This is a genomic window from Pseudonocardia parietis (genome assembly GCF_017876315.1).
GTDB lineage: Bacteria > Actinomycetota > Actinomycetes > Mycobacteriales > Pseudonocardiaceae > Pseudonocardia > Pseudonocardia parietis.
In genome coordinates, this window is the sequence record NZ_JAGINU010000001.1 from 6,860,019 (window position 1) to 6,884,187 (window position 24,169).

General features: G+C 73.5%; 24 protein-coding genes. 9 read left to right on the forward strand and 15 right to left on the reverse strand.

Annotated features, from left to right (window positions below; all coding sequences use genetic code 11):
* Nucleotides 1-121: 121 nt before the first annotated feature.
* The gene (locus tag JOF36_RS32345) at nt 122-1,201 is read left to right on the forward strand and encodes a GNAT family N-acetyltransferase (RefSeq protein ID WP_210034379.1); all 1,080 of its coding nucleotides are present in this window, start codon (nt 122-124) and stop codon (nt 1,199-1,201) included.
* Here JOF36_RS32345 and JOF36_RS32350 read toward each other — a convergent pair.
* From JOF36_RS32350 to typA, 10 genes are all read right to left on the reverse strand, one after another.
* Nucleotides 1,192-1,974, reverse strand: coding sequence for a hypothetical protein (locus JOF36_RS32350; RefSeq protein WP_210034380.1), 783 nt, complete (start codon nt 1,972-1,974; stop codon nt 1,192-1,194). The genes JOF36_RS32345 and JOF36_RS32350 overlap by 10 nt on opposite strands.
* Nucleotides 1,975-2,361: a hypothetical protein gene (locus JOF36_RS32355; protein WP_210034383.1), complete on the reverse strand. Its 387-nt coding sequence runs from the start codon at nt 2,359-2,361 to the stop codon at nt 1,975-1,977. It abuts the gene before it with no gap.
* The gene (mshB, locus tag JOF36_RS32360) at nt 2,358-3,251 is read right to left on the reverse strand and encodes an N-acetyl-1-D-myo-inositol-2-amino-2-deoxy-alpha-D-glucopyranoside deacetylase (protein ID WP_210034388.1); all 894 of its coding nucleotides are present in this window, start codon (nt 3,249-3,251) and stop codon (nt 2,358-2,360) included. The genes JOF36_RS32355 and mshB overlap by 4 nt, the downstream gene beginning before the upstream one ends.
* A 9-nt stretch (nt 3,252-3,260) precedes the next feature.
* The gene (gene tsaD, locus JOF36_RS32365; protein WP_372447434.1) at nt 3,261-4,388 is read right to left on the reverse strand and encodes a tRNA (adenosine(37)-N6)-threonylcarbamoyltransferase complex transferase subunit TsaD; all 1,128 of its coding nucleotides are present in this window, start codon (nt 4,386-4,388) and stop codon (nt 3,261-3,263) included.
* Between the two features lie 43 nt (nt 4,389-4,431).
* On the reverse strand, nt 4,432-6,510 hold the full coding sequence (locus tag JOF36_RS32370; RefSeq protein WP_210034391.1) for an ABC transporter ATP-binding protein: 2,079 nt from the start codon (nt 6,508-6,510) through the stop codon (nt 4,432-4,434).
* A 2-nt stretch (nt 6,511-6,512) separates the two neighbouring features.
* A complete protein-coding gene (locus JOF36_RS32375; RefSeq protein WP_210034393.1) occupies nt 6,513-7,505 on the reverse strand; it encodes an ABC transporter permease in 993 nt (330 codons plus the stop codon).
* 53 nt (nt 7,506-7,558) lie between these two features.
* The gene (locus JOF36_RS32380; RefSeq protein WP_210034395.1) at nt 7,559-8,491 is read right to left on the reverse strand and encodes an ABC transporter permease; all 933 of its coding nucleotides are present in this window, start codon (nt 8,489-8,491) and stop codon (nt 7,559-7,561) included.
* Between the two features lie 81 nt (nt 8,492-8,572).
* Nucleotides 8,573-10,279: a peptide ABC transporter substrate-binding protein gene (locus JOF36_RS32385; protein ID WP_210034398.1), complete on the reverse strand. Its 1,707-nt coding sequence runs from the start codon at nt 10,277-10,279 to the stop codon at nt 8,573-8,575.
* A gap of 318 nt (nt 10,280-10,597) precedes the next feature.
* A complete protein-coding gene (locus JOF36_RS32390) occupies nt 10,598-12,451 on the reverse strand; it encodes an ABC transporter substrate-binding protein (RefSeq protein ID WP_210034400.1) in 1,854 nt (617 codons plus the stop codon).
* 53 nt (nt 12,452-12,504) lie between these two features.
* Nucleotides 12,505-14,460: a translational GTPase TypA gene (typA, locus tag JOF36_RS32395; protein WP_372447435.1), complete on the reverse strand. Its 1,956-nt coding sequence runs from the start codon at nt 14,458-14,460 to the stop codon at nt 12,505-12,507.
* Between the two features lie 64 nt (nt 14,461-14,524).
* Between typA and JOF36_RS32400 the strand changes: the two genes are divergently transcribed.
* On the forward strand, nt 14,525-14,674 hold the full coding sequence (locus tag JOF36_RS32400; protein WP_210034401.1) for a hypothetical protein: 150 nt from the start codon (nt 14,525-14,527) through the stop codon (nt 14,672-14,674).
* Between the two features lie 267 nt (nt 14,675-14,941).
* Here the strand turns inward: JOF36_RS32400 and JOF36_RS32405 are convergent, their stop codons facing one another.
* Nucleotides 14,942-15,916, reverse strand: coding sequence for a type IV toxin-antitoxin system AbiEi family antitoxin (locus JOF36_RS32405; protein ID WP_210034402.1), 975 nt, complete (start codon nt 15,914-15,916; stop codon nt 14,942-14,944).
* Between the two features lie 448 nt (nt 15,917-16,364).
* Nucleotides 16,365-17,189 (reverse strand): NUDIX domain-containing protein, encoded by an 825-nt coding sequence (locus JOF36_RS40435; protein ID WP_307862698.1) that lies wholly within the window; start codon nt 17,187-17,189, stop codon nt 16,365-16,367.
* A gap of 113 nt (nt 17,190-17,302) precedes the next feature.
* Here JOF36_RS40435 and JOF36_RS32415 point away from each other — a divergent pair, with 113 nt between their 5' ends.
* From JOF36_RS32415 to JOF36_RS32425, 3 genes are read left to right on the forward strand one after another with little or no spacing between them, the layout of a single operon-like run.
* Nucleotides 17,303-18,394, forward strand: a complete 1,092-nt coding sequence (locus JOF36_RS32415) for an ABC transporter ATP-binding protein (RefSeq protein ID WP_307862699.1) — start codon at nt 17,303-17,305, stop codon at nt 18,392-18,394.
* Complete coding sequence (locus JOF36_RS32420) at nt 18,391-19,194, forward strand: ABC transporter permease (protein WP_210034403.1); 804 nt, start codon at nt 18,391-18,393, stop codon at nt 19,192-19,194. Before JOF36_RS32415 ends, JOF36_RS32420 begins: the two co-directional genes overlap by 4 nt.
* A gap of 45 nt (nt 19,195-19,239) precedes the next feature.
* Nucleotides 19,240-19,539, forward strand: coding sequence for a 4a-hydroxytetrahydrobiopterin dehydratase (locus tag JOF36_RS32425; RefSeq protein WP_210034407.1), 300 nt, complete (start codon nt 19,240-19,242; stop codon nt 19,537-19,539).
* Between the two features lie 16 nt (nt 19,540-19,555).
* Here the strand turns inward: JOF36_RS32425 and JOF36_RS32430 are convergent, their stop codons facing one another.
* Entirely contained in the window at nt 19,556-20,368 is an 813-nt protein-coding gene (locus JOF36_RS32430; RefSeq protein WP_210034408.1) for a carbon-nitrogen hydrolase family protein, read from the reverse strand.
* A gap of 230 nt (nt 20,369-20,598) precedes the next feature.
* Here JOF36_RS32430 and JOF36_RS32435 point away from each other — a divergent pair, with 230 nt between their 5' ends.
* Both JOF36_RS32435 and mscL read left to right on the forward strand, forming a co-directional pair.
* The gene (locus JOF36_RS32435; RefSeq protein ID WP_210034409.1) at nt 20,599-21,669 is read left to right on the forward strand and encodes a 3-deoxy-7-phosphoheptulonate synthase; all 1,071 of its coding nucleotides are present in this window, start codon (nt 20,599-20,601) and stop codon (nt 21,667-21,669) included.
* A gap of 117 nt (nt 21,670-21,786) precedes the next feature.
* Complete coding sequence (gene mscL, locus JOF36_RS32440) at nt 21,787-22,209, forward strand: large conductance mechanosensitive channel protein MscL (protein WP_210034410.1); 423 nt, start codon at nt 21,787-21,789, stop codon at nt 22,207-22,209.
* A gap of 35 nt (nt 22,210-22,244) precedes the next feature.
* On the opposite strand, the gene JOF36_RS32445 is transcribed toward mscL, so the two are convergent.
* A complete protein-coding gene (locus tag JOF36_RS32445) occupies nt 22,245-22,676 on the reverse strand; it encodes a YunG family protein (RefSeq protein ID WP_210034411.1) in 432 nt (143 codons plus the stop codon).
* Nucleotides 22,677-22,757: 81 nt separating this feature from the next.
* On the reverse strand, nt 22,758-23,228 hold the full coding sequence (locus JOF36_RS32450; protein WP_210034412.1) for a GNAT family N-acetyltransferase: 471 nt from the start codon (nt 23,226-23,228) through the stop codon (nt 22,758-22,760).
* Nucleotides 23,229-23,367: 139 nt separating this feature from the next.
* On the opposite strand from JOF36_RS32450, the gene JOF36_RS32455 reads away from it, so the two are divergent.
* Complete coding sequence (locus tag JOF36_RS32455) at nt 23,368-23,544, forward strand: hypothetical protein (protein WP_210034414.1); 177 nt, start codon at nt 23,368-23,370, stop codon at nt 23,542-23,544.
* 67 nt (nt 23,545-23,611) lie between these two features.
* The gene (locus tag JOF36_RS32460) at nt 23,612-24,157 is read left to right on the forward strand and encodes a TetR/AcrR family transcriptional regulator (RefSeq protein ID WP_210034416.1); all 546 of its coding nucleotides are present in this window, start codon (nt 23,612-23,614) and stop codon (nt 24,155-24,157) included.
* Nucleotides 24,158-24,169 lie beyond the last annotated feature (12 nt).

Consider the following 24,169-nt stretch of genomic DNA (forward strand, 5'->3'; position numbering starts at 1 on the left):
TGGTCCTCCACTCGGGCCGCGGGCCCCCGAAGATCATGTGGTGGCGGGGCGCCCGGTCAAACTGGGACTCTCGCAGGTTAACCCGCGCTCCGGCAGGGGCAGGAACGAGGTGGTCGGCGTCATGCTGGACGAGCTGCTCGGACGTCGTGTCGCGCTGCGGCGCCGGATCGCTCCCGACGACGCGACGGGCCCACGTTTCACCGACGCCGTCGGGGAGCTGAGCACCGACGGGCCGGAGGCTGTCGTCGTCCACACCCGGTCCGGCCCGGTACGGGTGGAGCGCGATGCCGTCGTGGCCGTCCGGGAGGTGCCACCGGCGCCCGCCCGCCGGGCGTCCCGGGCCGCGGTCGCCCGGCTGGAGCGGTTGCGGTCGGCCGCGTGGCCGGCTCCGGTGCGGCGTGAGCTCGGCGGCTGGCTCCTGCGCGCCGCGGGCGGATACACCAAGCGGGCGAACTCGGCGCTGGCGCTCGGTGACCCCGGTATCCTGGTCGAGGCCGCGCTGGAGCAGGTCCGGGCGTTCGCCCGCGAACACGGCGCCGCACCGCTGGTACAGGCCCCGGTCGGCTCGCCCTGGTCGAACAGGGTGCTCGACGCCGGTTGGCGAGTCCTCGCGGACGCGGGCGAGTGTCTGGTACTGGTCACTCCGCTCGATGTCGTCGCACCCTCCGCCGCACCGGTCACCGGTCTGGCCGACACACCGTCCGAGGGCTGGTGGTCGGTCTTCGACGAACCCGTCCCCGAACCCGGGTCGCCCGCCGACGCCGTGGTCGTCCCCGGCCGGACGACGCTCCCCGACGGGGTGGTGCGCCCCGGTGAGCAGAGCAAAGCGACGGCGGAGCACCCCGCGGTGCGTAGAGGTGAGCAGAGCAAAGCGACCGAGGAACCCACCCCACTCGTCGGCTTCGGGGTGATCGTTTCGGAGCGCGACGAGGCGGTCGCGGCGGTGCGGGCCGCGGTCGTCGAGGACCACGTCTACGTCTCGCGGTTGCACGTCCGACCGGAGTACCGCCGTCGTGGCCTGGCCGGCGACCTCATGACAGCCGCGCTGGCCTGGGGTGGCGCCCACGGTGCCCGGCACGCCGTGCTCGACGTCACCGCGGACAACACCGCGGCCCGGGCGCTCTACGCACGGGACGGGTGGACCGAGCACCACCGGTACCACTACCTGGAGCCCGGGCCGGCGGGGCCGGATCAGGTCTGAGCGACGAGCCCGCGCCGGTCCAGCCAGGCGCGGCCCTGCTTGGCCGCGCGCTTGAGCCCGGACCACTCGCCCAGGTACTTCCCGACGACACCGACGACCGGCAACAGCCCGATCCAGTGGTGGTAGAAGCGCCCGTTGGGCCGTTTGTCGAGCTCGTCCTCCACCGACCACAGCGCCCGGCCCAGCCGCCACACGGCGGCACCGACCTTCTTCAAGCTCGCCCGCGTGCCGGTCTCGGTCAGTTCCCCGGTGAGCTCCGACGCGCGGGCGTCGGCGGCGGCGTCCTCCTCGGCGGTCAGTGCCCGGCCGGCCAGGGTGAGCTCGCGCTGGAACAGCACCGACGACAGCAGCTCGACCAGCCGGTCCTCGTCCCGGACACCGTGCTCGCCGGCCAGGGCCACCAGCAGCAGCCCCTCCCCCGCGGCGCCGACGGCGTCGGAGACCGGCAGCGTCCGGGCCAGGACCCCGCCGAGACCGGGGATCGCGGCGATCAGCGTCGTGAACCGGCCGACCCGGTACACCCACCAGTGCGCGCGGGCGTCGACGGTCATCCGCGCCCACGCCGCCGTCCCGGGGACCTGCACGGACGCGAGCGTGTCGAGGATCTTGTCCGCGAGTGTGCGTTCCTCCGGCGACTCCGGCGACCCGTGCGCCACCCGGGCCCGCAGCCCGAACGGGTCCGACTCGCGCAGGCCGTCGAGCACCGGCCGGGTGGCCCGTACGAACGGCCGCAGCACCGTCACGATCTGCTCGTCGGTGATCCTGCCGATCATCTACCGCACCCTCTCTCCCCTGCTCCCTGCCAGGTTCTCGATCGCCCGGCGGAACGCCACCAGGCCGGCCGCGGACCCGGCGACCAACAGCAGCATGGACTGCCAGGTCCCGGGCAGCAGCACGTCACCGCCCGGCCCGAACAGGCCCAGCACCAGTACGGACACGAACCAGAGGAGCACCGGCGCGGCAGCCCCGGCCGTCGTCGCGGAGATCTCGGTGACGGTGATGTGCACCAGCCACGGCAGCGACAGGACGACGATCACGGTCCCGAGCGGCACCGGGACGGGCCCGATGTAGAACATCTGGAACATCAGCTCGAACGCCACGAGGAGCACCGAGATCATCGCCAGCAGGGCGGCGAGCGGCAGCCGGGTCGGGTCGCTCACGCGTCCACCCCGTCGAACAGGTCCGTCTCGGCCGTGCCCGCCGGGTCCGCCCCGTGCAGCACGAACTCCTCCACGCCGAGCAGCGGCTGTGCGATCCCGTTGCTCATCGCGTACGCTGCCCACCCCGGTCCGGTCCGCACGTCGATCTGCGTGGCGTGCGCTCGCATCGCGGCGATCCGCGCGTCGTCGTACGCGGTCACGTCGATCCGGGTGGTGATCGACGCGTCGTCGTGGCCGGGGTGTTCGTCGGGCTCCGGCCAGCGCAGACCTGTCCGCTCCGGGGCGCCGTCGCATGCCGCGAGCAGCTCGGTGAGGCCCACCTCCAGCACCTCGGTGGACCGCACCGCGAAGTACAGCTTGGCGACGACGTCCGGGCGTGCGGCCGCGGCGGCCGCGGTCAGTTCGTGCGCGCGGACGTGGTCCGGGTGCCCGTACGAGCCGTCGGCGGCGTAGGACACCAGTACCTGCGGCCGGATCTCGTCGACGATGTCGAGCAGCTGCGCGAGCTGCGTGCCGAAGACCTCCGGCGCCGCGAACGCGCGCGGGTGCAGCTGCGGCGGCAGCGCGGCCCGGGTGCCGTGCCCGGCTAGCACCATCCCGGTGTCGCGCCAGCGGCCCGCACCGCCCAGGTAGCGGTGCTCCGGACCGCCGAGCGCGCCGAGCGCGGCGTCCAGCTCGCGGATCCGGTACCCGCCGAGCTGGTCACCCCGGTCGGGCGCGAGCTCGGCGAACTCCGGCGGGATCACCTCGCCCTCCTCTCCGAGGGTGCAGGTCACGACGGTGACCTCGCAGTTCGGCTCGGCGGTGTAGCGGGCGATGGAGCCGCCGGTGGTCAGGGTCTCGTCGTCCGGATGGGCGTGGACGAGCAGCAGTCGGCGGGCGGGAGACACCCGTGGAGCTTAGGAGCCTCGGATCTCGCCCGTCGGTACGCCCGCTGCGACCGCGACGGAGGCCGGCAGCGGGAACTCGGCGGCGTCCCCGGCCGCGGGCGGGACCGGCACGGACGCACCCGTGAGGCTCACCGTCGGCACCGCGGTGGTCGCCAGCCCGGCCGGCTCGATGCCGCCCCGCACCAGCAGGTCACCGAGGGCGGCGATCATGGCGCCGTTGTCGGTGCACAGCCGCGGCACCGGCACCCGCAGCGTGATGCCCGCGGCCGCGCACGCCCGTTCCATCTCGGCACGCAGCACCCGGTTCGCCGCCACCCCGCCGACCATGAGCAGGGTGTCCGCGCCGCGCTCGGCGCAGGCCCGTAGCGCCTTGCGCACCAGCACGTCGACGACCGCCATCTGGAACGACGCCGCGACGTCCGCCACCGGGACCGGCCTGCCGGCGTCCTGTGCGGCCTCGACGTTGCGGGCGACGGCCGTCTTCAGACCGGAGAACGAGAAGCCGAACACGGCGTCGCGCGGCCCGGTCATCGGCCGCGGGAACGCGATCGCCGCCGGGTCCCCCTCCAGCGCGGCTCTCGACACCGACGGCCCGCCCGGGTAGGGCAGCCCGAGCAGCCGGGCGACCTTGTCGAACGCCTCGCCCGCCGCGTCGTCGACGGTGTCGCCGAGGTGCTCGACCGGATCCCGCGCGAGGTCCCCGAGTGACAGCAGCGAGGTGTGCCCACCCGAGACGATCAGGCAGACGCACCGCTGCGGCAGCGGCCCGTGCTCCAGGACGTCGACGGCGGCGTGCCCGGCCAGGTGGTGCACGCCGTACAGCGGGACGTCCAGTGCCGCCGCGTACGCCTTCGCCGCGGCGACGCCGACGTGCAGCGCGGGTGAGAGCCCCGGCCCGGCCGTGACCGCGACGGCATCCACGTCGGACAGCGACACGCCTGCCGCGTCGACGGCGGCCCGGACCATCGGCACCACTGCGCTCACGTGCGCGCGGGCCGCGACCTCCGGGACGACCCCGCCGAAGCGGGCGTGCTCGTCCGCCGACGATGCCAGGCCCTCACCGAGCAGCACCCCGTCCCGGACGAGCCCCGCTCCGGTCTCGTCGCACGACGTCTCGATCCCCAGCACCAGCGACACGCCGGTCATTCTCCCAGCCGGCGTGCCGCGGGGCCCACGAGCCCTAGCTGCGGAGGACCTCGCGTTCCTCGGCGAAGTGGCAGGCCACCCGGTGCGACGGCCCGGAGCCGATCTGCAGCAGCGGCTGCTCGTCGATGCAGCGCTGTTTGTCGGAGTCGGGCAGCTCCAGGTGCTTCCAGCACCGGGTGCGGAACCGGCAGCCCGACGGCGGGTCGGCCGGGTTCGGCACGTCCCCGGTGAGCACGATCCGCTCCCGCTCGCGCTCCACCCGCGGGTCCGGGATCGGCACCGCCGAGATCAGTGCCTGGGTGTACGGGTGCTGCGGCCGGTCGAACAGGTCGTCCCGGTCCGCGACCTCGACGACGTTGCCCAGGTACATCACCGCGACCCGGTCCGAGATGTGCCGGACCACCGACAGGTCGTGCGCGATGAACAGGTACGTCAGCCCGAAGTCGCGCTGCAGTTGCTCGAGCAGGTTCAGCACCTGCGCCTGGATCGAGACGTCCAGCGCGGAGACCGGCTCGTCGAGCACGACGAACTTCGGGTTCAGCGCGATCGCCCTGGCGATGCCGACCCGCTGCCGCTGGCCGCCGGAGAACTCGTGCGGGTAGCGCTGCGCGTACTCCGCGGACAGACCGACCGTCTCCAGCAGCTCGGCGATCGTGTTCTCGGTGAGCTCACCGCCGAGCAGCTCGTACTTCTCGGAGAGGATCGAGCGCACCGTCATCCGCGGGTTGAGCGACGCGTACGGATCCTGGAAGACGATCTGCATGTCCTCCCGGGCCGCGCGCAGGGCCTGCGGTGCGAGCGCGGTGACGTCGCGGCCGTTGACGTGCACCGTCCCGGACGTCGGTTCGTGCAGCCGCAGGATCGCCCGCGCCGCGGTGGACTTGCCGCAGCCGGACTCGCCGACCAGCGACAGCGTCTGCCCCTGCGGGATCTCCAGGTCGATCCCGTCGACCGCCTGGACGACACCGACGGTGCGCTGGATCAGCACGCCGGACCTGATCGGGAAACGCTTGGTCAGCCCGTCGGTCCGCAGCATGGGCTCACCGGTCGCGGCCTGCGGGGCCGGGACGTCGCCGACGTGTACGGCCGGCTCCCGCGGTGTGGCGACGGCGTCGGCGACCTGCTCGTGGTGCAGGCAGGCGTGCCGGTGCCCGGGCCGGTCGGTGACCCGGACGAGCTCGGGGACCTTCTCGGTGCAGGCCGCCGTGGCGAAACGGCAGCGCGGGTGGAACGCGCATCCCGACGGCACGTGCGCCAGGTTCGGCGGCTGACCGGGGATGGGCTCCAGCTTCTCCGGGCGGGACTGGTCCATCCGGGCCAGCGACGACAGCAGGCCGTAGGTGTAGGCGTGCCGCGGCTCGGCGAAGATCTCGTCGTTCGTCCCGGTCTCGACGACCTTCCCGGCGTACATGACCATGATCCGGTCGGCGTGCGCGGCGACCAGCCCGAGGTCGTGGGTGATCAGGACGATCGCCGTCTCGCGCTGGTCCTGCAGCTTCTCGAGCAGACCCATGATCTGTGCCTGGACGGTGACGTCCAGCGCCGTGGTCGGCTCGTCGGCCAGCAGCACCTTGGGGTCGTTGGCCAGCGCCATCGCGATCATCGCGCGCTGCCGCATGCCGCCGGAGAACTCGTGCGGGTACTGCACCGCCCGGGTCGCCGGGTTCGGGATGCCGACCTCGCCGAGCAGGTCGACGGCCCGGCGGCGGGCGGTGGCCCGGCCCGCCTGCCGGTCGTGCGCCCGGATCATCTCCGCGATCTGGTCGCCGACCTTGTAGACCGGGTTCAGGGCGGTCAGCGGGTCCTGGAAGATCATCGCGATGTCCTTGCCGCGCAGCTTGCGCTGCTCGGCCTCCGGCATCGTCAACAGCGACCGGCCCTCCAGCAGCACCTCACCGCTGGGGAACGTCGCCGGCGGGGCCGGGACGAGCCCCATCAGGCTCATCGCCGACACCGACTTGCCCGACCCGGACTCGCCGACGATCGCGAGGGTCTCGCCCTTGTCGACGTACCAGTCGACGCCGTCGACGGCCTTGACCACGCCGCCGTCGGTGGCGAAGTGCACCCGCAGGTCGCGGACCTCGAGCATGTGCTCGGCGGTGTTGGTCGTCATGGTCAGTTCCCCCCGCGGAGCTTCGGGTCGAGGGCGTCGCGCAGGCCGTCGCCGACGAACGCGAAGCCCAGCGTGGTGAGGGCGATGGCCAGCGACGGGAAGATCCACAGATGGGAGACACCGTCGACGGACAGGTAGTCGCGGGCGGAGGCGATCATACGGCCCCATTCCGGGACGTCCGGCGGAACGCCGACCCCGAGGAACGACAGCGAGGCCATCGCGACGACGACCACGCCGATGTTGGTCAGCGAGTAGACCAGCACGGGCGCGACGGCGTTGGGCAGGATGTGCCGGCGCAGGATCCGCCCGGTCCCCGCCCCGATCGAGCGGGCCGCCTCGACGTACTCGGCCTCGCGCAGGGCCAGCACCTGGGCGCGCATGAGCCGGGCGGTCGTCATCCAGCCGAGCGCGACGAGGGCGACCACCACCGGGATGACGCCGTCGCCGGTGGCGCGGACGATCACGATCGCGCCGACCAGGGTGGGGAACGCCAGGAAGATGTCGATGACCCGGGCGATCAGCCCGTCCACCCAGCCGCCCTTGAACCCGGCGAGCGATCCCAGGGTCAGGCCCAGTACCAGCGAGAACAGCACGACCGACAGGCCGACGAGCATCGCCAGACGGGTGCCGTAGATGACGCCGGAGTACAGGTCGCGGCCGAGCACGTCGGTGCCGAAGAAGTGCTTCGCCGACGGCGGCTGCAGTGTGTTGAGCAGGTTCTGCTCGAACGGGTCGAACGGGGTCGAGAACGGCGAGATGATCGCGACGACGGCCAGGAACGCGACGATCACCAGGCCGAGCATCGCGAGCTTGTTGCGGCGGTAGCGACGCCAGATCTCGCGGAACTGGCCGGGCCCCTGCGGGCGGCCGGCCGCGTCGCCGGACGGGACACCGGGCAGCGCGGACGTCGGGTCGCCACCGGGGCCGGTCGCCCGGGTGTCGGCCGGATCGGCCGGGGTGGTGGCCGCTGTGCTGCCGGGAGGTGGTGGGTTCATGAGGGTTCGCCTCGCGAGGGGTTCGGGATCGGTGGCCGGTGGACGCGGGCGCGTCAGCTGAGCCGGATCCGCGGGTCGAGGTAGGCGTAGAGGATGTCGACGATCATGCTCAGCAACACGTAGGCGATGACCGAGTAGACGACGATCGCCATGAGCACCGGCGAGTTGTTCGTCGCGATCGCCCGGGCCAGCAGGTAGCCGGTGCCGTTGTACTGGAAGATCGTCTCGGTGATGATCGCGCCGCCGATGTAGCTGCCGAGTGTCAGGCCGACGAACGTGACGACCGGCAGCAGCGAGTTGCGCACCGCGTGTCTGGCGAGCACCGTCCGCTCGGGCAGTCCCTTCGCCCGGGCGGTGCGCACGTAGTCCGCGCCCATGACCTCGAGGAGGGAGCCGCGCATCAGTCGCGCGACGAAGGCGGCCTCGATGATGGCGAGGCAGAACGCGGGCAGGACCACGTCGAGGTACCAGGGGACCTCGAGGGTGAAGCTGCGCGGCACCGGCGGGAACGGCCCGACGCCCGCCACGTTCGCGACCAGGAAGATCGCGATGACGAACACCGGGATGCCGATCATCAGCGTGGTGAGCACGGTGACCAGCGCATCCCAGAACGAGTACCGCTTGACCGCCGCCAGGATGCCGGCGCTGATCCCGAACAGGATCAGGAAGCCGACCGCGACCATCCCCAGGATGATCGTGTTCGGCAGGGTCTGCGCGATGAGCTCGGTGACCGGGCGGCGCTGGTCGAAGTCGACGCCCATGTCGCCGACGACGAGGTTCCCCAGGTAGTTGAGGAACTGGATGACCAGCGGCTGGTCCATGCCGAACTTCGCCCGGTTGATCGCGGCGATCTCCGGGGGCACGGACTTCTCGCCGGACGAGGCGAACGGGTCACCCAGCGCGAAGGTGGCGAGGAAGATCAGGAACGAGGCGACGACGACGACCAGGACGCCCTGGAGGACGCGCCGCGCGATGAAGCGGCCCATGTGGTGGTTTCCCGTCAGGGTGGGACCCGCGCCCGCCGCCCGCGCCCCCGGATCGCGGGGAGGCGGACGGCGGGCGTGGAATCACTTCAGGGTGATGGTGTCCAGCGTCGGGTTCTCGAGGAAGTCCATGCCGACGTTCGCGAACTGTTCGGTGTCGACCAGCCGGTACTGCTGGCGTTCCCAGAGCGGGATCAGGGCCAGCTCCTGGCCGATCGCGATCTGCTCGGCCTGCTTGTAGAGGTCGCTGCGCTGCGCCTCGTCCCGGGTGGCGGCGGCCTGGGCGAGCAGCCGGTCGAACTCCGGGTTGGAGTAGCGGCCGCGGTTGTTGCCCAGCGCGGGCTCGTTCGGCGCCGCGGCGCCGATCGACTTGGTGTCGAGCAGCGAGCCCAGGAAGTTGACCGGGGTCGGGTAGTCCGCCCCCCACGCCGCGCGGTAGATCCCGGACGCATCCGGCGACTGTTGGTTGTCCAGCTGGTCACGGAACGGGACGCCGGTGTAGTCGACCGTGATGCCCAGGTTCTGCTCGAGCTGCTGGCGGACGGCGGCGGTGTACTCCTCGTGCCCCGCGCCGGTGTTGTACTGGAAGTTCAGCACGGTGCCCGGCTGGAAGCCCGCCTCCTGGGCGAGGCGCTTGGCCTCCTCGACGTTGAACTCGCAGGCATCGCAGACCCCCGGCTGGTAGGCCCTCGGCAGCGACGGCGGCACCAGCGTGGTGGCCGGCGTCTGGCTGCCGTTGAACACGCCCTGGATGATCGCGGCTCGGTCGATCGCCATCGAGATCGCCTTGCGTGCGGCGACCGAGTCCAGCGGCGGCTTGGTGACCTGCACGGCCAGGTAGTTCATGCCGGCGGTCTTGCGCGAGAGCCACTTGCCCTGCGGTTCGAACTCGGCGCGGGCCTGCGGCTGGACCGGTGTGGGCATCCGGGCCCAGTCGAAGGTGCCGTTGCGGAAGCCGTTGTACTCGGCCTCGGCGCCCCCGTCGGCAGGCGTGATGGTGATCTCGACGGCGTCCAGGTTGGCCTTCGGACCGGCGGTGTAGTTCTCGTTGCGCACCAGACGGATGCCCTGGTTGTGCTGCCACGGCCCGTCCATCATGAACGGTCCGTTGCCGACCGGCAGGTCGTTGTAGGTCTTGTTGTCGGCCGGGCCGGCGGAGGCCGGGACCGGGGACAGTGCCGGGTGCGCGGTGCGCAGTTCGAACTCGCAGTTCGGCTCGGACAGCGTCACGCCCAGCCGGTTCGGGTCGGTCGCGTCGAGGCCGGTGAGCTCGTTCGCCGCGCCGCTCTGCATCTCGCTGAAGCCCTGCACCTGGTTGAGGTGGTAGGCCACCTCGGACGCCGACTCCTGGGCCGAGACCCGCTCCCAGGCACGCTTGAACGCCTCGGAGGTCAGCGGCTCACCGTCGGAGAACTTCTGGTCGGGCTTGAGGGTGAACGTCCACTGGGTGCAGTTCTCGTTCGGCTCCCAGGTCTCGGCCACCCCCGGGTACTCGGTGCCGTCCGGCTGCACCTGCACCAGTCCGGTGAACAGCTGTCGGGTCACGAGGAAGCCCTCGGACTCCTGCGTGTTGTACGGGTCGATCGACGTCGGCTCGGTGATACCGAGCCGGAAGACGCCACCCGGTTTGCCCGGGACCTGCTCCGGGAGCGGCGTCTCCGGCCAGCCGACCGACGGGGCACCGTCGCCCCCCGCGGTCCCGGTGTTGCTCTGCTGGCTGCAGCCGGTGAGGACCAACCCCACCACCGCGCTCAGGGCGATGGCCGAGACGGCCGCCCTTCTACCCCTCATGTGCCGTGCCTCTCGAGGTCAGCGGGCGCACGCCGGTGTGGCACCCGTCCAGGACTGGATGGACTACCGGATGTACGGCCGGTTAGCCCGTCCGGGGGCACGGTAGGAATCGCGTCCCCCTGTCGCGACGCCCGTCGCCGATCGTGACCGAAGGGAGACCTCGGACCCGATGTGACCGCCGTCGCGCCGTACCGGACGGTAACAACGGGCGTACGGGGTTCCCAGACCTCCGACACACTTCGAGACCATTTTGGTACACACGTACCACTCGACGGCCGAGGGCGGGAACGCAGCGTGTCCGCCGCGCACCCGGGTGGCTCAGTTCTCGGGTTCGCCCGCCTCGTTCGTCGACACGACCTCGCTCGAGCCCTCCGGCTCGGCCCAGGTCTCCGCCCCGGTCATCGGACCGGTCGAGATCGGGCCGGGGGTCACGCGCGTCGCGGCGTCGGTCTCCCGGTTGCTGATCACCAGGCCCTGCGTCTGGTAGAGCGGCAGCGCCGGCAGCTGGCGCCACAGCACCCGCTCTGCCTCGGCGACGACCGCCGGGTCCGCCGGGCCGGTCAGCAGCTGGTCGAGCAGCGGCTGCAGGATCGGGAAGCAGGACACGCCGGGCAGGTCGTCGGGGATGTCGTCCGGTGGGCAGCCGTACTCGGACTCCAGCCGTGGACCGACCGCCCCGTACGCCGGCCGCGGCGCGACCAGGACGTCCACCGCCACCGATCCGTCCGCACCGGGCGTCGTCGTCGGCGCCGCCGAGGTCGGGGTCGGGGTCTCGGTGGCGGTCGGGGGCGCCGTCTGCCCCGGTGCCGCCCCCGCACCGGGCGCCGGTGTGCTCGTCGGGGTCGGCGTCGTGGGCGCGACCTCGGCGTTGGTCAGCAGCTCCGGCGCGGGCGGTGCGACGACGGTCGAGCCGACTCCGCCGGCCTCGAGCTGGTCGGCGACCACCCGGGCGACCTCGACGTCCTCGGAGCGCTCGGCACCGGCGCCGACCACGACGGTCAGCGGCCGGCCGCCGAGCGACCAGCGCCCCTCGGCGTCGCGGACGTAGCCGGCCTCGGCGAACGCCGCTGCCGCGGTCGCCGGGTCGGGACGCCCGGGGGCACCGGCGGGCGCGGTCGGCACGTACGACGGGTCGGAGGGCGCGAGACCGAAGGCGTCGGCCGGGACGGCCTGCGGGCTGACCGCTTCACGGATCGCGGCGCGGTCCAGCGTCGCCGCGATGCCCTCGCGCACCCGCGGGTCGGCCAGCGGCCCGTCCTGCGTGCGGAACTCCAGCTGCTGCACCGTCGGCCGCGGCCCGCGCTGGACGGTCGGCGGCTCCGGCGAGCGGGCCAGCACGTCGAGGGCCTCGGTGATCTCGGGACGGGCGTCCGGCAGGGCGAGGTCGACGCCCTGGCTCTCCAGCGCCGTCGGCAACGTGTCCGGCGGGGTCCGCCGCAGGACGACCTCGTCGACCACCGCCGGCGTGTCCCAGTACGGGTCGTTGCGCACCAGCAGGACCTCACCGCGCAGCCGGTCGACCTGCATCAGGCGGAACGGGCCGCCCGATGCGGGGACGCCGTTCGCGAACGGTGCGGTCCAGCCGCCGGGCGCGTCCTTCAGCAGATGCGCCGGGAGCAGGTTGGTGAACAGTTCCTTCCAGTGCGGGTAGGGCTGGTCGAAGACGACGTCGACGGCCTTCCCCGCGGCCCGGGACCGCACGTCGGTGATCTCCCGGTAGCCGGCCGAGCCGATCGTGTTCGGCTGTACCCGCATCTGCTGCCAGAGGTAGACGAAGTCCTCGGCGGCGATCGGCGCGCCGGTCGACCAGCCGGCCTCGACGTTCAGCTCGTAGCTGACCGTGAACGGGTCCTGCGAGGTGACCTGGGCGCTGGTGGCGACCGTCGGGTCCAGCGCCAGGACGCCCTGGGCGTCCGGGCGGAACACCGACGGCAGCGCCATCGTCGCGATCGCCGTGGTGACCGGTGACTGGTCGGACCGCAGGTGCGGGTTGAAACCGGGCCCCAGGTCGTCCACCGCGGCCACCACCCGGGTCGGGCTGGTGACCGCCTCGGTGGGCGGAGCCGGGTCCGGCGGGGGCGCCGGCTGCGGGTCCGCGGAGCACGCGGTCAGCGCCAGCAGGCCGGCCAGCAGCAGCGCGGGGAGCGCGCGGGACGGTCGACGTGCAGTCACCCGCGCAGTATCCCCACCGGCCCCGCCGGCCCCGCCCACCGGGCGGGCCCGCATCACTTGTCGGTGTTCGCCGCGGCCTTCGCCCGCGACCGGGCGCGGGCCCGGGCGTTCGGGTCCAGCTCGATCTTGCGCATCCGCACGCTCTGCGGGGTCACCTCGACGCACTCGTCGGAGGCGCAGAACTCCAGCGACTGCTCGAGGCTCAGGATCGTCGGCGGGATCAGCTTGACCAGCACGTCGCTCGTCGAGGAGCGGATGTTGGTCAGCTTCTTCTCCCGGGTGATGTTGACCTCGAGGTCCTCGTTGCGCGTGTACTCACCGACGATCATGCCGCCGTAGACCAGCGTGGTCGGACCGACGAACAGCGTGCCGCGGTCGGCGAGCTGGTCGATCGCGTACGGGGTGACCGGGCCGGTGCGGTCGGAGATCAGCGAGCCCTTGTTGCGGGTGCGGATCTCACCGACCCAGGGGCCGTAGCCGTCGAACACGTGGCTGGCGATGCCGGCGCCACGGGTGATCGTCAGGAACTCCGTACGGAAGCCGATCAGGCCGCGCGAGGGGACGCGGAACTCCAGCCGGACCCGGCCGTCGCCGTGCACCATGTCGCCCATCTCGCCCTTGCGGGCGGCGAGCAGCTGGGTGACGGCGCCCAGGGCGTCCTCCGGGACGTCGACCGAGAGCTGCTCGAACGGCTCGTGCACCTTGCCGTCGATCGTGCGGGTGACGACCTGCGGCTTGCCGACGGTCAGCTCGAAACCCTCCCGGCGCATCGTCTCGACCAGGATGGCGAGCGCGAGCTCGCCACGGCCCTGGACCTCCCAGGTGTCCGGGCGCTCGGTCGGCAGCACGCGGACGGACACGTTGCCGATCAGCTCGGCGTCCAACCGGTTCTTGAGCAGCCGGGCGGTGAGCTTCTTGCCCGGGATCGGGTCACGGCCGGCCAGCGGCGAGGTGTTGGTGCCGATCGTCATCGAGATGGCGGGCTGGTCGACGTCGATCCGCGGGAGCGCGACCGGGTTCTCCGGGTCGGCGAGGGTGTCGCCGATGGTGACGTCGGAGATCCCGGCGACGGCGACGAGGTCACCGGCGCGGGCCTCGGTGGCCGGGACGCGGGTGAGCGCCTCGGTCATCATCAGCTCGGTGATCTTGACCCGCGGGGTGCTGCCGTCCTCCCGGCACCAGGCGACCTGCTGGCCGCGGCGCACCACGCCGCCGCGGATCCGGCAGAGCGCGATCCGGCCGAGGAAGCTGGACGCGTCGAGGTTGGTGACGTGCATCTGCAGCGGCGCGGACGGGTCGTCGGCCGGCGGCGGGACGACGTCGAGCAGCGTCTCGAACAGCGGCTCGAGGTCGTCGGCGTCGGGCAGCTCGCCGTCGCCGGGGCGGATCCGGGAGGCCTTGCCCGCCCGGCCGGAGGCGTAGACGACCGGCAGGTCGAGCAGGTTCGTGGTGACCGACTCGTCGAGCTCCAGCTCGTCGGCCAGCTCCAGCAGCAGCTCGAGGGACTCGTCGACGACCTCGGCGATCCGGGCGTCCCCACGGTCGGTCTTGTTGACGACCAGCATCACCGGCAGGCCGGCGGAGAGGGTCTTGCGGAGCACGAAACGGGTCTGCGGCAGCGGCCCCTCCGACGCGTCCACCAGGAGCACGACGCCGTCCACCATGGACAGCCCGCGCTCGACCTCGCCGCCGAAGTCGGCGTGGCCGGGGGTGTCGACGACATTGATCGTGTAGCCCTTCCACGCCACCGCGGTGTGCTTGGCGAGGATCGTGATGCCCTTCTCGCGCTCCAGGTCACCGGAGTCCATGACCCGGTCGACGAGCTCGGAGCGCTCACCGAAGGCGCCGGACTGGCGCAGCATGGCATCGACGAGAGTGGTCTTGCCGTGGTCGACGTGCGCGACGATCGCGACGTTGCGCAACTCGGGGCGGCCTGCGGAATCAGGCACGGCGTCGCTTCCGATGGCGGAGGCAGCGTCGAGGGCCGAGGCGGAACGAGGGATGGTCACACCACTACGGTATCGGCAGCAAGACCTGTTCCCCTCGCGTGGTGCAGGTTAGCCTGACCTCATCATGGGTAAGGTCAAGAAGAAGTGCTGCCGATCCAAGCCGAAGCGCTGTAAGAGCTGTCCGGTCGTGGCGATGCGGCTGCACAAGGCCGGCGCCGACGACCTCAGTGGCAAGTCCTTCCAGCGCGCCCTGAAGATCGCACGGATCTACTGAACTTTCTCGCGTCGCGCTGACCAGCGCGAAAACCGGTCCGTGGCGAAACGCGGCTGGTTCGGGTCCGACCTCCCGCCGCCCGGTCCAAGATCCGCGCGCGGTCGCTCCGCGGAGTTCTGCGCGGTGCCTCTCCGGCCCGGCGCGACCCCCGCCGGCGCGACCGGTCCGCACCCGCGACGCCCCGCAGAAGCATGTCCGAGATCACACCATCGGGCGGGTCACCGCACGTGTATGGCAGCGGACCGACGCGTCCCCGTTCCCCGCGGTTCACCTCTCCGCCCGTCCGCGACCGGGCACGGCCCCGCCCTGTCCCATCCGCTGCTCGGCCTGGTCGAATCGCAGTGCCGCGAGCGTGGCCCCGGGTCGCAGCCACGGATCGGCGGGATCGAGGACGACCACCCGCCAGCCGTTGCGCCGCAGCACCGCGCGCCGCCAGCCGGCGCCGCTGCCGTCGCCGGGCGGGATCCCGGGCCGCTCCGCGTTCTCCGCACCGGCGCCACGGATCTCCACGGCGACCCCGGCCGCCGGGAACGCCAGCCGTAGCACGACCCCGGCGACCTCGTGCTCACATCGCCAGCCCGGCACGCCGTTGCGCACCAGCAGGGCGCGGAGCCGGTGCACCGCGTGCTCGCCGGCCTGCCGCGACGCCGAGGCCAGCATCCGGCCGATCGCCACCGACCCGTGTGCACCGGCGTTGCGGGCATGCGTCGCGGTGAGCCCGGCCAGGTCCGGGACCGGTGCGGGTGCGGGTGCGGCTCCGGCTCCGGCTCCGGCTCCGGCTCCGGCTCCGGCTCCGGCTCCGGCTCCGGCTCCGGCTCCGGCGAGTGTGCGGACCAGGAGTGCCTCACCGGCCACCTGCGGATCCAGGGTCGCCTCCAGCACCGCGAGCGCCGGGGCGGCCACGGCGATCCCGGCATGCTCGGTGACGTCGGCCGGGTCGAGGCCGCGACGACGCACCTGGATGCCGGGCCGGGGCCGCGGAGCCCGGCGCCGCGGCACGGTCACGGTGACGGCGCCGGGAGCGGCACCCAGCAGGCCCCACCACCACGCGGCGGCCGCCCCGGTCAGGACGGCGCCCTCCCCCGCCCACAGCACCGCGGCCCGGATCCGGGTCTCCTCGGTGGCCGGGTACCGGGTGTCGCGGTAGACCCGCGGGTGCACCGGCACCCAGCGGCGGGCGGCGAGCCGGCGGTCGACCGAGTCCGGCGACAGGCCGAGCCGGGCCGCCTGGGCCCGGGTCACCAGACCGCCCTGGGCGGCAACCAGCTCGTCGAGCGGGCTCCGCCCGGCCGCACGGCCACGCCGGCGCCCCTTCGCCGGTCTGCCGGGGCGCTCGTGTGCGGCCGGTCCACCGGGACGCTCGTGTGCGGCCGGTCTGCGGGGGCGCTCGTGTGCGGCCGGCCTACCGGGACGCTCGTGTGCAGCCGGCCTGCCGGGTCGCTCGTGTGCGGGCGGCCTGCCGGGTCGCTCGTGTGCGGGCGGTGGGCCGGGGCGCTCGTGCGCGGCCGGGTCGTGGCCCGCGGTTGTGGACCGCATCGTGGGTGCGAGTGCGGGTGCGGGCTGTGGGCCCGCCGGCGCCGGATCGGCGAGCGGGGTGGCGGCTGTGTACGTCATGTGGCTTGGACGACGCCCGGGCCCGGACGGTTCCACCGGATTCCGGGGAATCTCCGGTTCGGCACCGTCGGCCGCGTCAGCCCCGCAGCAGCGCAGCCAGCTCCGCGACGACCGCTCGGTCGGCGTCCAGCCAGCCGAGAGCGGCGACCTCGTGCGGGCCCACCCAGCGCAACGCCCGGTGCTCGCGGGCCTCCGGTTCCGGCGATCCCGGTACGAGGTGGGCGGTGTGGATCCGCAGTACCCGGCGCCCGATCGGCAGGTCGGTCCCGAGCCGGGTGCCGACGGCGACCCGCGCCCCGAGCTCCTCCGCGCATTCGCGGACCAGGGCACCGGCCTCGGTCTCACCGGGTTCGACCCCGCCCCCCGGCAGCTCCCACCGCCCGGCCAGCTCGGCCGGGTAGGACCGCTGTGCGACCAGCAACCGCCCGGCCCGGACGATCGCCGCCCCGACGACGACCGGCGCCCGCCCGAGTTCCGCGACACGTTCCGCGAGGACGTCCCGGCGGGCACCGAGCAGCCGGCGGCCGTACCGGCTCAGCACCGGATCGGAGAGCCGGCCCGGCGCACCGAGCGGCGGCGCCCACCCGAGCTCGTCGCGGACGCGGGTGCCGTCGCCGTCCGGGACCACCTGGGTGCTGTGCCGCAGCGCCGCCACGGGGCCCGCCGCGAGTTCCGAGCACACCCCGTCGACCCCCGCCCGGACGATCCGGGTGCGGCAGGCGGCGAACCCACCGGGCAGTTCCACCCGCACCTCGTCGCCGGCGACCAGCAGGGCGACCGGAGCCGAGAGCCGGGCGCCGGTGCGGGCGACCGCGCGGGCGGCCGGCGCGGTCTCCCGGAGCACCCCCGCAACGAGCCGCGGGGGTCCGTCCACGTGGTGGTCGAGGCTCAGCACCGGCACGCCGGTGATCCTCGCAAAGGTGGTGATGCCCGGACCGCCCGCCGTCCGCCGTCCGGCAGCGCGGATCTCGCGGAATCGCCGCGCTCGCGAGCGCGTCCGTCCACGCTGGCCCCGTGCAGCAGACCCGCACCGACCAGCCGGCACTCGACGTCCCGCCCGGGCGCCCACCGGCGGTCCGCGCCATCGGCCTGGGGCGCGGCTTCGGGCCCGTCCGGGCCGTCGACGGTGTCGACCTGGACGTCCCGATGGGTGCGGTCCTCGGCCTGCTGGGACCGAACGGGGCGGGCAAGACGACCCTGCTGCGGATGCTGCTGGGCCTGCTCGCCCCGACCGAGGGCGCGGTGGAACTGCTGGGACGGCGGCTGCCCGGCCGCGCCGCGGAGGTGCTCCCGCACGTGGGCGCGATGATCGAGGGTCCCGCGGTGCACCCGCACCGCACCGGGCGGCAGAACCTGCTCCGGTACGCCGCGGCCGAGCCGCTGCTGGACACCGCACGGATCCCGGCCGCCGTCGACGCCGTCCTTCGCCGGACCGGCCTCGCCGACGTCGCCGACCGGCGGGTCCACGGCTACTCGCTCGGCATGCGGCAGCGATTGGGGCTGGCCGTTCCCATGCTGACCCGCCGGCGCCTCGTCGTGCTCGACGAACCGACCAACGGCCTGGACCCCGCCGGCACCCGCGACGTGCGGCGGCTGATCACGGAGATGAACACGGCGGGCGCCACGGTCGTGATCAGCTCCCATCTCCTCGCGGAGGTCGAGGCGACCTGCTCGCACGTCGCCGTCCTGCACCGGGGGCGCCTGGTGACCGCGGGGCCGCTGCGGGACCTGCTCGCCGACGGCCCCGGCACCCTGCTCGTGACCACACCGGACGGTGGCCGGGCGGTGCGGGCGCTGCAGGCACGCGGGATCGATGCCGAGCAGGGGCCCTACGCGCGGGTGCACGTGGCATCCGGGCCGGCGGCGCCGGAGGTCGTCGCACTGCTGGTGCACTCCGGCGTCGCGGTGCAGGAGGTGGCCCGGCCGTCGGCACGGCTGGAGGAGGTGTTCGCCCGGCTCACCGGCGACCCCGTCCCCGGCGGACCGCCGGACGCCGCGGCGCCGATGGCCCACGCCCACGCCCACACCGACCCGGCGTGGGCGCCACCGTACGGAGCAGCCCATGCCGACCCGGCGTGGGCGCCGCCGTACGGGGCGCCCCGGTGAGCGCGCCGGCCGGCACCGGCCGCACGCCCCGCGCCACCATCCGCAGGCGGTCGGCCCCGCTGCCCCGGCTGCTGCGGTCCGAACTGGAACTGGCCCTGATCCGGCCGCGGACCGCCGTCGTGCTGCTCACGGCCGCGCTGGTCCCCGTGCTCGCGGCGTTCGCCCTGGCCGGTGGACCGGATCAGCTCACCCACACGCTCGGGGTCCTGACGGTCGCGCTCTCCGAACCGGCCGCGCTCTCGCTCGGCATGCCGGTCGTGCTCGTCGCCGCGGACGCGTTCGCCGCCGAGCGACGATGCGGCACGCTGGACGGGCTGCGGCTCTCGCCGGTCGGCCCGGGCCGTCTGCTGCTGCTCAAGGCCTCGGCCGTGGTGGCGGCGTCGGTCCTGGTGGCGGTCGTCGTGGTGGGGATGTCGCTGCTCGCCGGTTCGCTGGTCCTCGGGACGGGGCCGTACGGCACCGGCTCGACGCTCGGCCGGGCGGTGCTGCTCGCCGGCTGGTCGGCCGTCCAGCTGACCGGGCTCGGGATGCTGCTGCTCGCGCTGTCCGCGGCCGTCCGCTCGTCCGCCGTCGTCGTTGTCGCCGGGCTCGCCGCGCTCACCCTGGCACCGCTCGCCGCGATCGTCTGGGGCCCGGTGGCACCGGCGCTGCCCTCCGGCCACTGGCACGAGGTGCTCGTCGCGGTGACGGCCGTGCCCGTGGAGACCGCGGCACCGTGGGCGACCACGGTGCGGGCCGCCGGGTTCGCGGTCGCCGGAGCCGGGATCACCGTGTTCCTGCTGACCCGCCGCGACGGCTGAGCGTTCCGGCGAGACGGGGCGACCGGTCTGCGCCACCATGGGCAGATGGCCAACTCCCTGCTGTCCGACACCGAGATCGCCGAAGCCCTGACGAAGCTTCCCGGGTGGGAGCGGGACGGCGAGACGATCGTCCGCACCGCGAAGCTCCCGGACTTCGGCGCCGCCGTGTCGGTGGTGGACCGGGTCGCCGAGGACGCCGAGGACGCCGACCACCACCCCGACATCGACATCCGCTACACCACACTCACCTTCCGGCTCTCCACCCATTCCGAGGGCGGCCTGACCGCCAAGGACACCGAGCTGGCCGGGCAGATCTCCGACCGGATCTCCTCCGCGGGCGGCTGACCCGGGGGCCGGCGCGTCAGAACCGGCGGTTGCGCAGCACCGGGACCTGCTCGCGGACCCGCTCGGCCGCCGCCGGATCGACGTCGACGACGAGCAGGCCCGGCTCGGCGCCCAGGGAGTCCACGATCTCGCCGCGCGGACCGGCGACGAGGCTGTACCCGATGCCCGTGGGTGCCTTGCCGTGTTCCCGGCCGAGGGTCGTCGGGTCGGCCTGGTCGCACGCGACGACGAACGAACCGGTGTCCAGTGCCCGCGCCCGGACCAGCAGCTCCCACTGTTCGCGCTTGCCCTTCCCGGCACCCCAGGACGCGGGTACGAGCAGTACCGCGGCACCGGTGTCGGCCAGCCGCTGGTACAGCCCCGGGAAGCGCACGTCGTAGCAGGTGGACAGGCCGACGGTCGTGGCACCGCTCCCGGGCCCCGCGGCATCCGGGACCTCGACGGTGACCGGGTCGGCGCCGGGCGCGACCGTGTCGGACTCGGCGAACCCGAAGGCGTCGTACATGTGGATCTTGTCGTAGTGGGTGTCCACACCGCCGCCGGTGACGAGCAGCGTGTTGCGGACCCGTCCGTCATCGGAGGGGGTGAACATCCCCGCCGCCACGGTGATGCCGGAGTCGGTGGCGAGCTCCCGGACCCGGGTCGCCCACGGACCGTCCAGCGGCTCGGCGACCGGGCCGAGCGCGACGCCGAAGCAGCACATCGTGGCCTCGGGGAACACCACCAGCCGGGCCCCGGCACCGGCGGCCGCCCGGACCTGCCGACCGACCTCGGCGAGGTTCTCCTCCGGGTCCCGGGTGGACGAGATCTGGGCGAGTGCGATCCGCATGCGTCGGTCGTACCACGTCCACCCCCTGGACACGCCGCTCGTTCCGTGGACGGCCGGTGGGGTACGGTCGTGGCGTGCAGCGCGCCTTCTACTACTGGTTTCGCCGGCCGGCCCGGGATGGGCTGGCAGGTGCCGTAGCGCGCTGACCTCCATCCCCTCGAGCCGGCATCATGGACCGGCTCGGGTGCAGTGATCCGGGGCGGTCCGCCGGGAAAGGACCGCCGCACCCGATGCGTACCACCTCCGCCCCGCTCCTCGACGCGCCACTCGACGACCGGCGCATCGAACGGATCAGTCCGCTGATCTCGCCCGCGCTGCTGCGCCACGAGCTGCCCTGCACCACCGATGTCGCCGACACCGTCACCCGCGGGCGGGCCGCCGTGACCGACGTGCTGAACGGTGCCGACGACCGGCTGCTCGTCGTCGTCGGCCCGTGCTCGGTGCACGACCCGGACGCCGCGATCGACTACGCCCACCGGCTGGCCGCCCGCGCCGACGAGCTGTCCGGCGAGCTGTGCGTGGTGATGCGGACCTACTTCGAGAAGCCGCGTACCACCGTCGGTTGGAAGGGCCTGATCAACGACCCCGGCCTGGACGGCACGTTCGACGTGAACCGCGGGTTGCGCACCGCGCGCAAGCTGCTGCTCGACATCTCCGCGCTGGGGCTCCCGGTGGGTTGCGAGTTCCTCGACCCGATCACCCCGCAGTACATCGCCGACGTCGTGACCTGGGGGTCGATCGGTGCCCGGACCGCGGAGAGCCAGGTCCACCGCCAGCTCGTGAGCGGCCTGTCGATGCCGGTCGGCATCAAGAACGCCACCGACGGCGACATCCGCGCGGCCGTCGACGGCATGCGGGCGGCAGCCGCATCGCACGTGTTCATGGGGGTCAACTCGGACGGGCTCGCCGGGCTGGTGACCACCACCGGCAACCCGGACACGCACGTCATCCTGCGGGGCGGCGCCCGGCCCAACTACTCCGCCGACGACGTCGCCACCGCCGCGACCACCGTGCGCACGGCCGGCCTGCCGGAGCGGGTGGTCGTCGACGCCAGCCACGGCAACAGCGGGAAGGACCACGTCCGCCAGGCCGTCGTCGTGAGCGAGATCGCGGAGCGGATCGCCGCGGGCGAGCGAGGCGTCACCGGGCTGATGATGGAGAGCTTCCTCGAGGCGGGGCGCCAGGAGCTCGGCCCGGACATGGTGCGCGGCCGGTCGGTCACCGACGCCTGCATGTCGTGGGACACCACCGACGAGCTGCTCGGCACCCTGGCCGCCGCGGTGCGCACCGGCCGCGGCTGAGCGCACCTGCGGCGTCGACGTCACCGGTGTCGGGTCTGTCCGTCCGCTGCGGACGGTGCCAGGCTCGGGTCCCGGCCGGTCGGTACCGCCGACCGGGACGATCCGGAGGGGACACGCATGATCAAGGGTTTCAAGGACTTCCTGATGCGCGGGAACGTCATCGATCTCGCCGTCGCAGTGGTGATCGGTGCCGCGTTCACCGCGGTGGTCACGGCGTTCACCGAGGCCTTCCTCAAGCCGCTCATCCAGCTCTTCTCCGGGGGCGGGGAGCTGGCCGGGGAGTTCCAGGTGAACGGGGTGACCTTCGACTGGGCGAGCTTCGTGAACGCGCTGATCACCTTCCTGATCACCGCAGCCGTCGTGTACTTCCTCGTGGTGCTTCCGTTGAAGTCGATCGCGGAACGGCGCAAGCGCGGCGAGGAGGCGGGCCCGGCCGAGCCGACCGAGATCGAGCTGCTGAAGGAGATCCGGGACCTGCTGCGCGAGGGCCGCGCGGACGACGCCGCCGGGCGGCACGCCGCGGGAGGTTCCACGGACTGACCGGGCGATCCCGGCGAGCAGGCCGGGCCACCGGCTCATCCCGCACCACCGGCCGCGGCCGCCGCCAGCCGGGCACGCACCCGTCGCCGCAGCAGCACGTACTGGGCGCCGCAACGCCGCGGCGGCCCGACCGGTCGCACCACCACCCGGGGCGGTTGCACGGTCTCGCCGGGACCGAACTGGTCGCCGGTCAGGTCGACCTCGGTGCCACCGGGAAGCCGGTTCCACCAGTGGTACCCCTGCAGCCGCCCGTCCGGTAGCCAGACCTCCGCGAGCAGGAGATCCCCGCCGAACAGGTCGTGCAGCACCAGCGCCGTCGCCCCGCACTGGCCGCGGGAGGGAGCTCGCGGGCTCCAGTCGGCCACGTCGGCGTCGTCGCAGGTCTCCCGATCCCAGGACGACCGCAGCGCAGCCGCCACCTCGGACAGGGTGGGTGCGGGAGCGGCAGGCCGGGCGACGGTGGTCATGGCGCGGACGCTACGACCGACCCCCGACAGTTCCGGTGTCTGCGCAGGTCCGGGCGGGTTCAGAGCATGTGGACCGCACGGTCACAAGGACGGCACGGCCCGCTCCATCCGGTGCTCGGTGATGCCGTCCGGGCGCTCGATCGGGCCGAGGTCGGCGAACCCGTGCCTGCGGTAGAGGCCGGCCGCCCGCTCGTTGCCGACCACGACGTGCAGCGCCAGACGGGTGGCACCCCAGACGGCGGCGCGGGCGAGCACCTCGATCACCAGGGCGTCGGCGGCGCCGCGACCGCGGACGTGCGGCGCGACCCAGAGCGCGATCAGGTCGGCGGTCCCGTCCTGGTCCGGCGGCACGGCGACGACCTGGCCGCAGGGCCGCCCGTCCAGCTCGGCGACCAGGTAGTGGCCGGGCGCGGTGAGCCGCTCCCGCCACTCCGGCTCCCCCGCGCCGAGCCAGTCCTCGAGCCGGCTGTGGAACGCCCCCGGCGCCTCGGCGAGCGCGGCCAGCCGCAGGTCCCGCCAGATCTGCCAACCGTCGGGACCCAGCTCCCGCACAGTGATCGTGCAAGCGGCCAACGAGCGCCTCCCGGGAACGGACGGACGGTGAACCTAACAGCGTCCGCGGCATCGGCAATCCTGATGACTCCACCCGGTACCGCGAAACGGCGCAACGGGGCACGACCGATGGACGGGCATGGTCACGCACCGACGCCGCCCGCTGCCTCGTCCCGCCGGACCCCGGATGTTCCTGATCGGCACCGTCGCCGTCCTCGCGCTGAGCGGGTTCGGCGGAGCCGCCGACCCGGCGACGGCCTCCGCTCCGCCCGCCCCGTGCGGTGCGACGTGGACACCGGTGCTCGACTGCGACTGAGCTCGATGCGTCCGATGCCGACGGTCGGTGACGGAGCCGGACGGCGGGGCCTGCGAGGATGCTCGTCATGGATCCCCGGGTCGTGCGGACGCGTGGGCGGCTGCAGGACGCGCTGCTCGCCCTGGCCCGTGACCACCCGCTGGAGTCGATCGCGGTGGCGGACGTGGCGGAGCGGGCCGGGGTCAACCGCAGCAGCTTCTACCAGCACTACACCGACAAAGAGGCGCTGCTCGCGGACGCGCTGAGCGCGCAGGCCCTCGCCGCGGGGGCAGATCTGTCCGAGCTCGTGACGACCGATGTCGGCCCGGAACCCCCGGACGCGCTCCGGCGCTGGTTCGCCCACGTCGCCGACCACGACACGCTCTACCGGCAGGCGCTCGGCGGGGCGACCGCCCCGGAGGCGGCGGCCGGGATCCAGGATTTCGTCGCCGACATCGCCCGGCGGATGGGGTTCACGGAGCTCGACGCGGGCATCCCGCTCGACGTGTTCGCCGCCGGGATGACGTGGTCGCTGCTCGGCGTCGCGGCGAGCTGGCTGGAACGCGATCCGCTGCCCGCCCCGGAGATCGCGGCCGGGTGGGCGTGGCGGATGCTGGTCCGCCGGGACTTCTGAGCAAGCCTGGTT

What these genes read in the sequence shown, in the direction of transcription:
- JOF36_RS32385 (WP_210034398.1), bottom strand. Translation starts at nt 10,279, where the DNA reads ATGAGGGGTAGAAGGGCGGCCGTCTCGGCCATCGCCCTGAGCGCGGTG.
- JOF36_RS32370 (WP_210034391.1), bottom strand. Translation starts at nt 6,510, where the DNA reads ATGACGACCAACACCGCCGAGCACATGCTCGAGGTCCGCGACCTGCGG.
- JOF36_RS32455 (WP_210034414.1), top strand. Translation starts at nt 23,368, where the DNA reads ATGGTCACGCACCGACGCCGCCCGCTGCCTCGTCCCGCCGGACCCCGG.
- mscL (WP_210034410.1), top strand. Translation starts at nt 21,787, where the DNA reads ATGATCAAGGGTTTCAAGGACTTCCTGATGCGCGGGAACGTCATCGAT.
- JOF36_RS32400 (WP_210034401.1), top strand. Translation starts at nt 14,525, where the DNA reads ATGGGTAAGGTCAAGAAGAAGTGCTGCCGATCCAAGCCGAAGCGCTGT.
- JOF36_RS32430 (WP_210034408.1), bottom strand. Translation starts at nt 20,368, where the DNA reads ATGCGGATCGCACTCGCCCAGATCTCGTCCACCCGGGACCCGGAGGAG.
- JOF36_RS32345 (WP_210034379.1), top strand. Translation starts at nt 122, where the DNA reads ATGCTGGACGAGCTGCTCGGACGTCGTGTCGCGCTGCGGCGCCGGATC.
- JOF36_RS32375 (WP_210034393.1), bottom strand. Translation starts at nt 7,505, where the DNA reads ATGAACCCACCACCTCCCGGCAGCACAGCGGCCACCACCCCGGCCGAT.
- JOF36_RS32380 (WP_210034395.1), bottom strand. Translation starts at nt 8,491, where the DNA reads ATGGGCCGCTTCATCGCGCGGCGCGTCCTCCAGGGCGTCCTGGTCGTC.
- JOF36_RS32460 (WP_210034416.1), top strand. Translation starts at nt 23,612, where the DNA reads ATGGATCCCCGGGTCGTGCGGACGCGTGGGCGGCTGCAGGACGCGCTG.
- JOF36_RS32435 (WP_210034409.1), top strand. Translation starts at nt 20,599, where the DNA reads ATGCGTACCACCTCCGCCCCGCTCCTCGACGCGCCACTCGACGACCGG.
- JOF36_RS32425 (WP_210034407.1), top strand. Translation starts at nt 19,240, where the DNA reads ATGGCCAACTCCCTGCTGTCCGACACCGAGATCGCCGAAGCCCTGACG.
- JOF36_RS32350 (WP_210034380.1), bottom strand. Translation starts at nt 1,974, where the DNA reads ATGATCGGCAGGATCACCGACGAGCAGATCGTGACGGTGCTGCGGCCG.
- JOF36_RS32445 (WP_210034411.1), bottom strand. Translation starts at nt 22,676, where the DNA reads ATGACCACCGTCGCCCGGCCTGCCGCTCCCGCACCCACCCTGTCCGAG.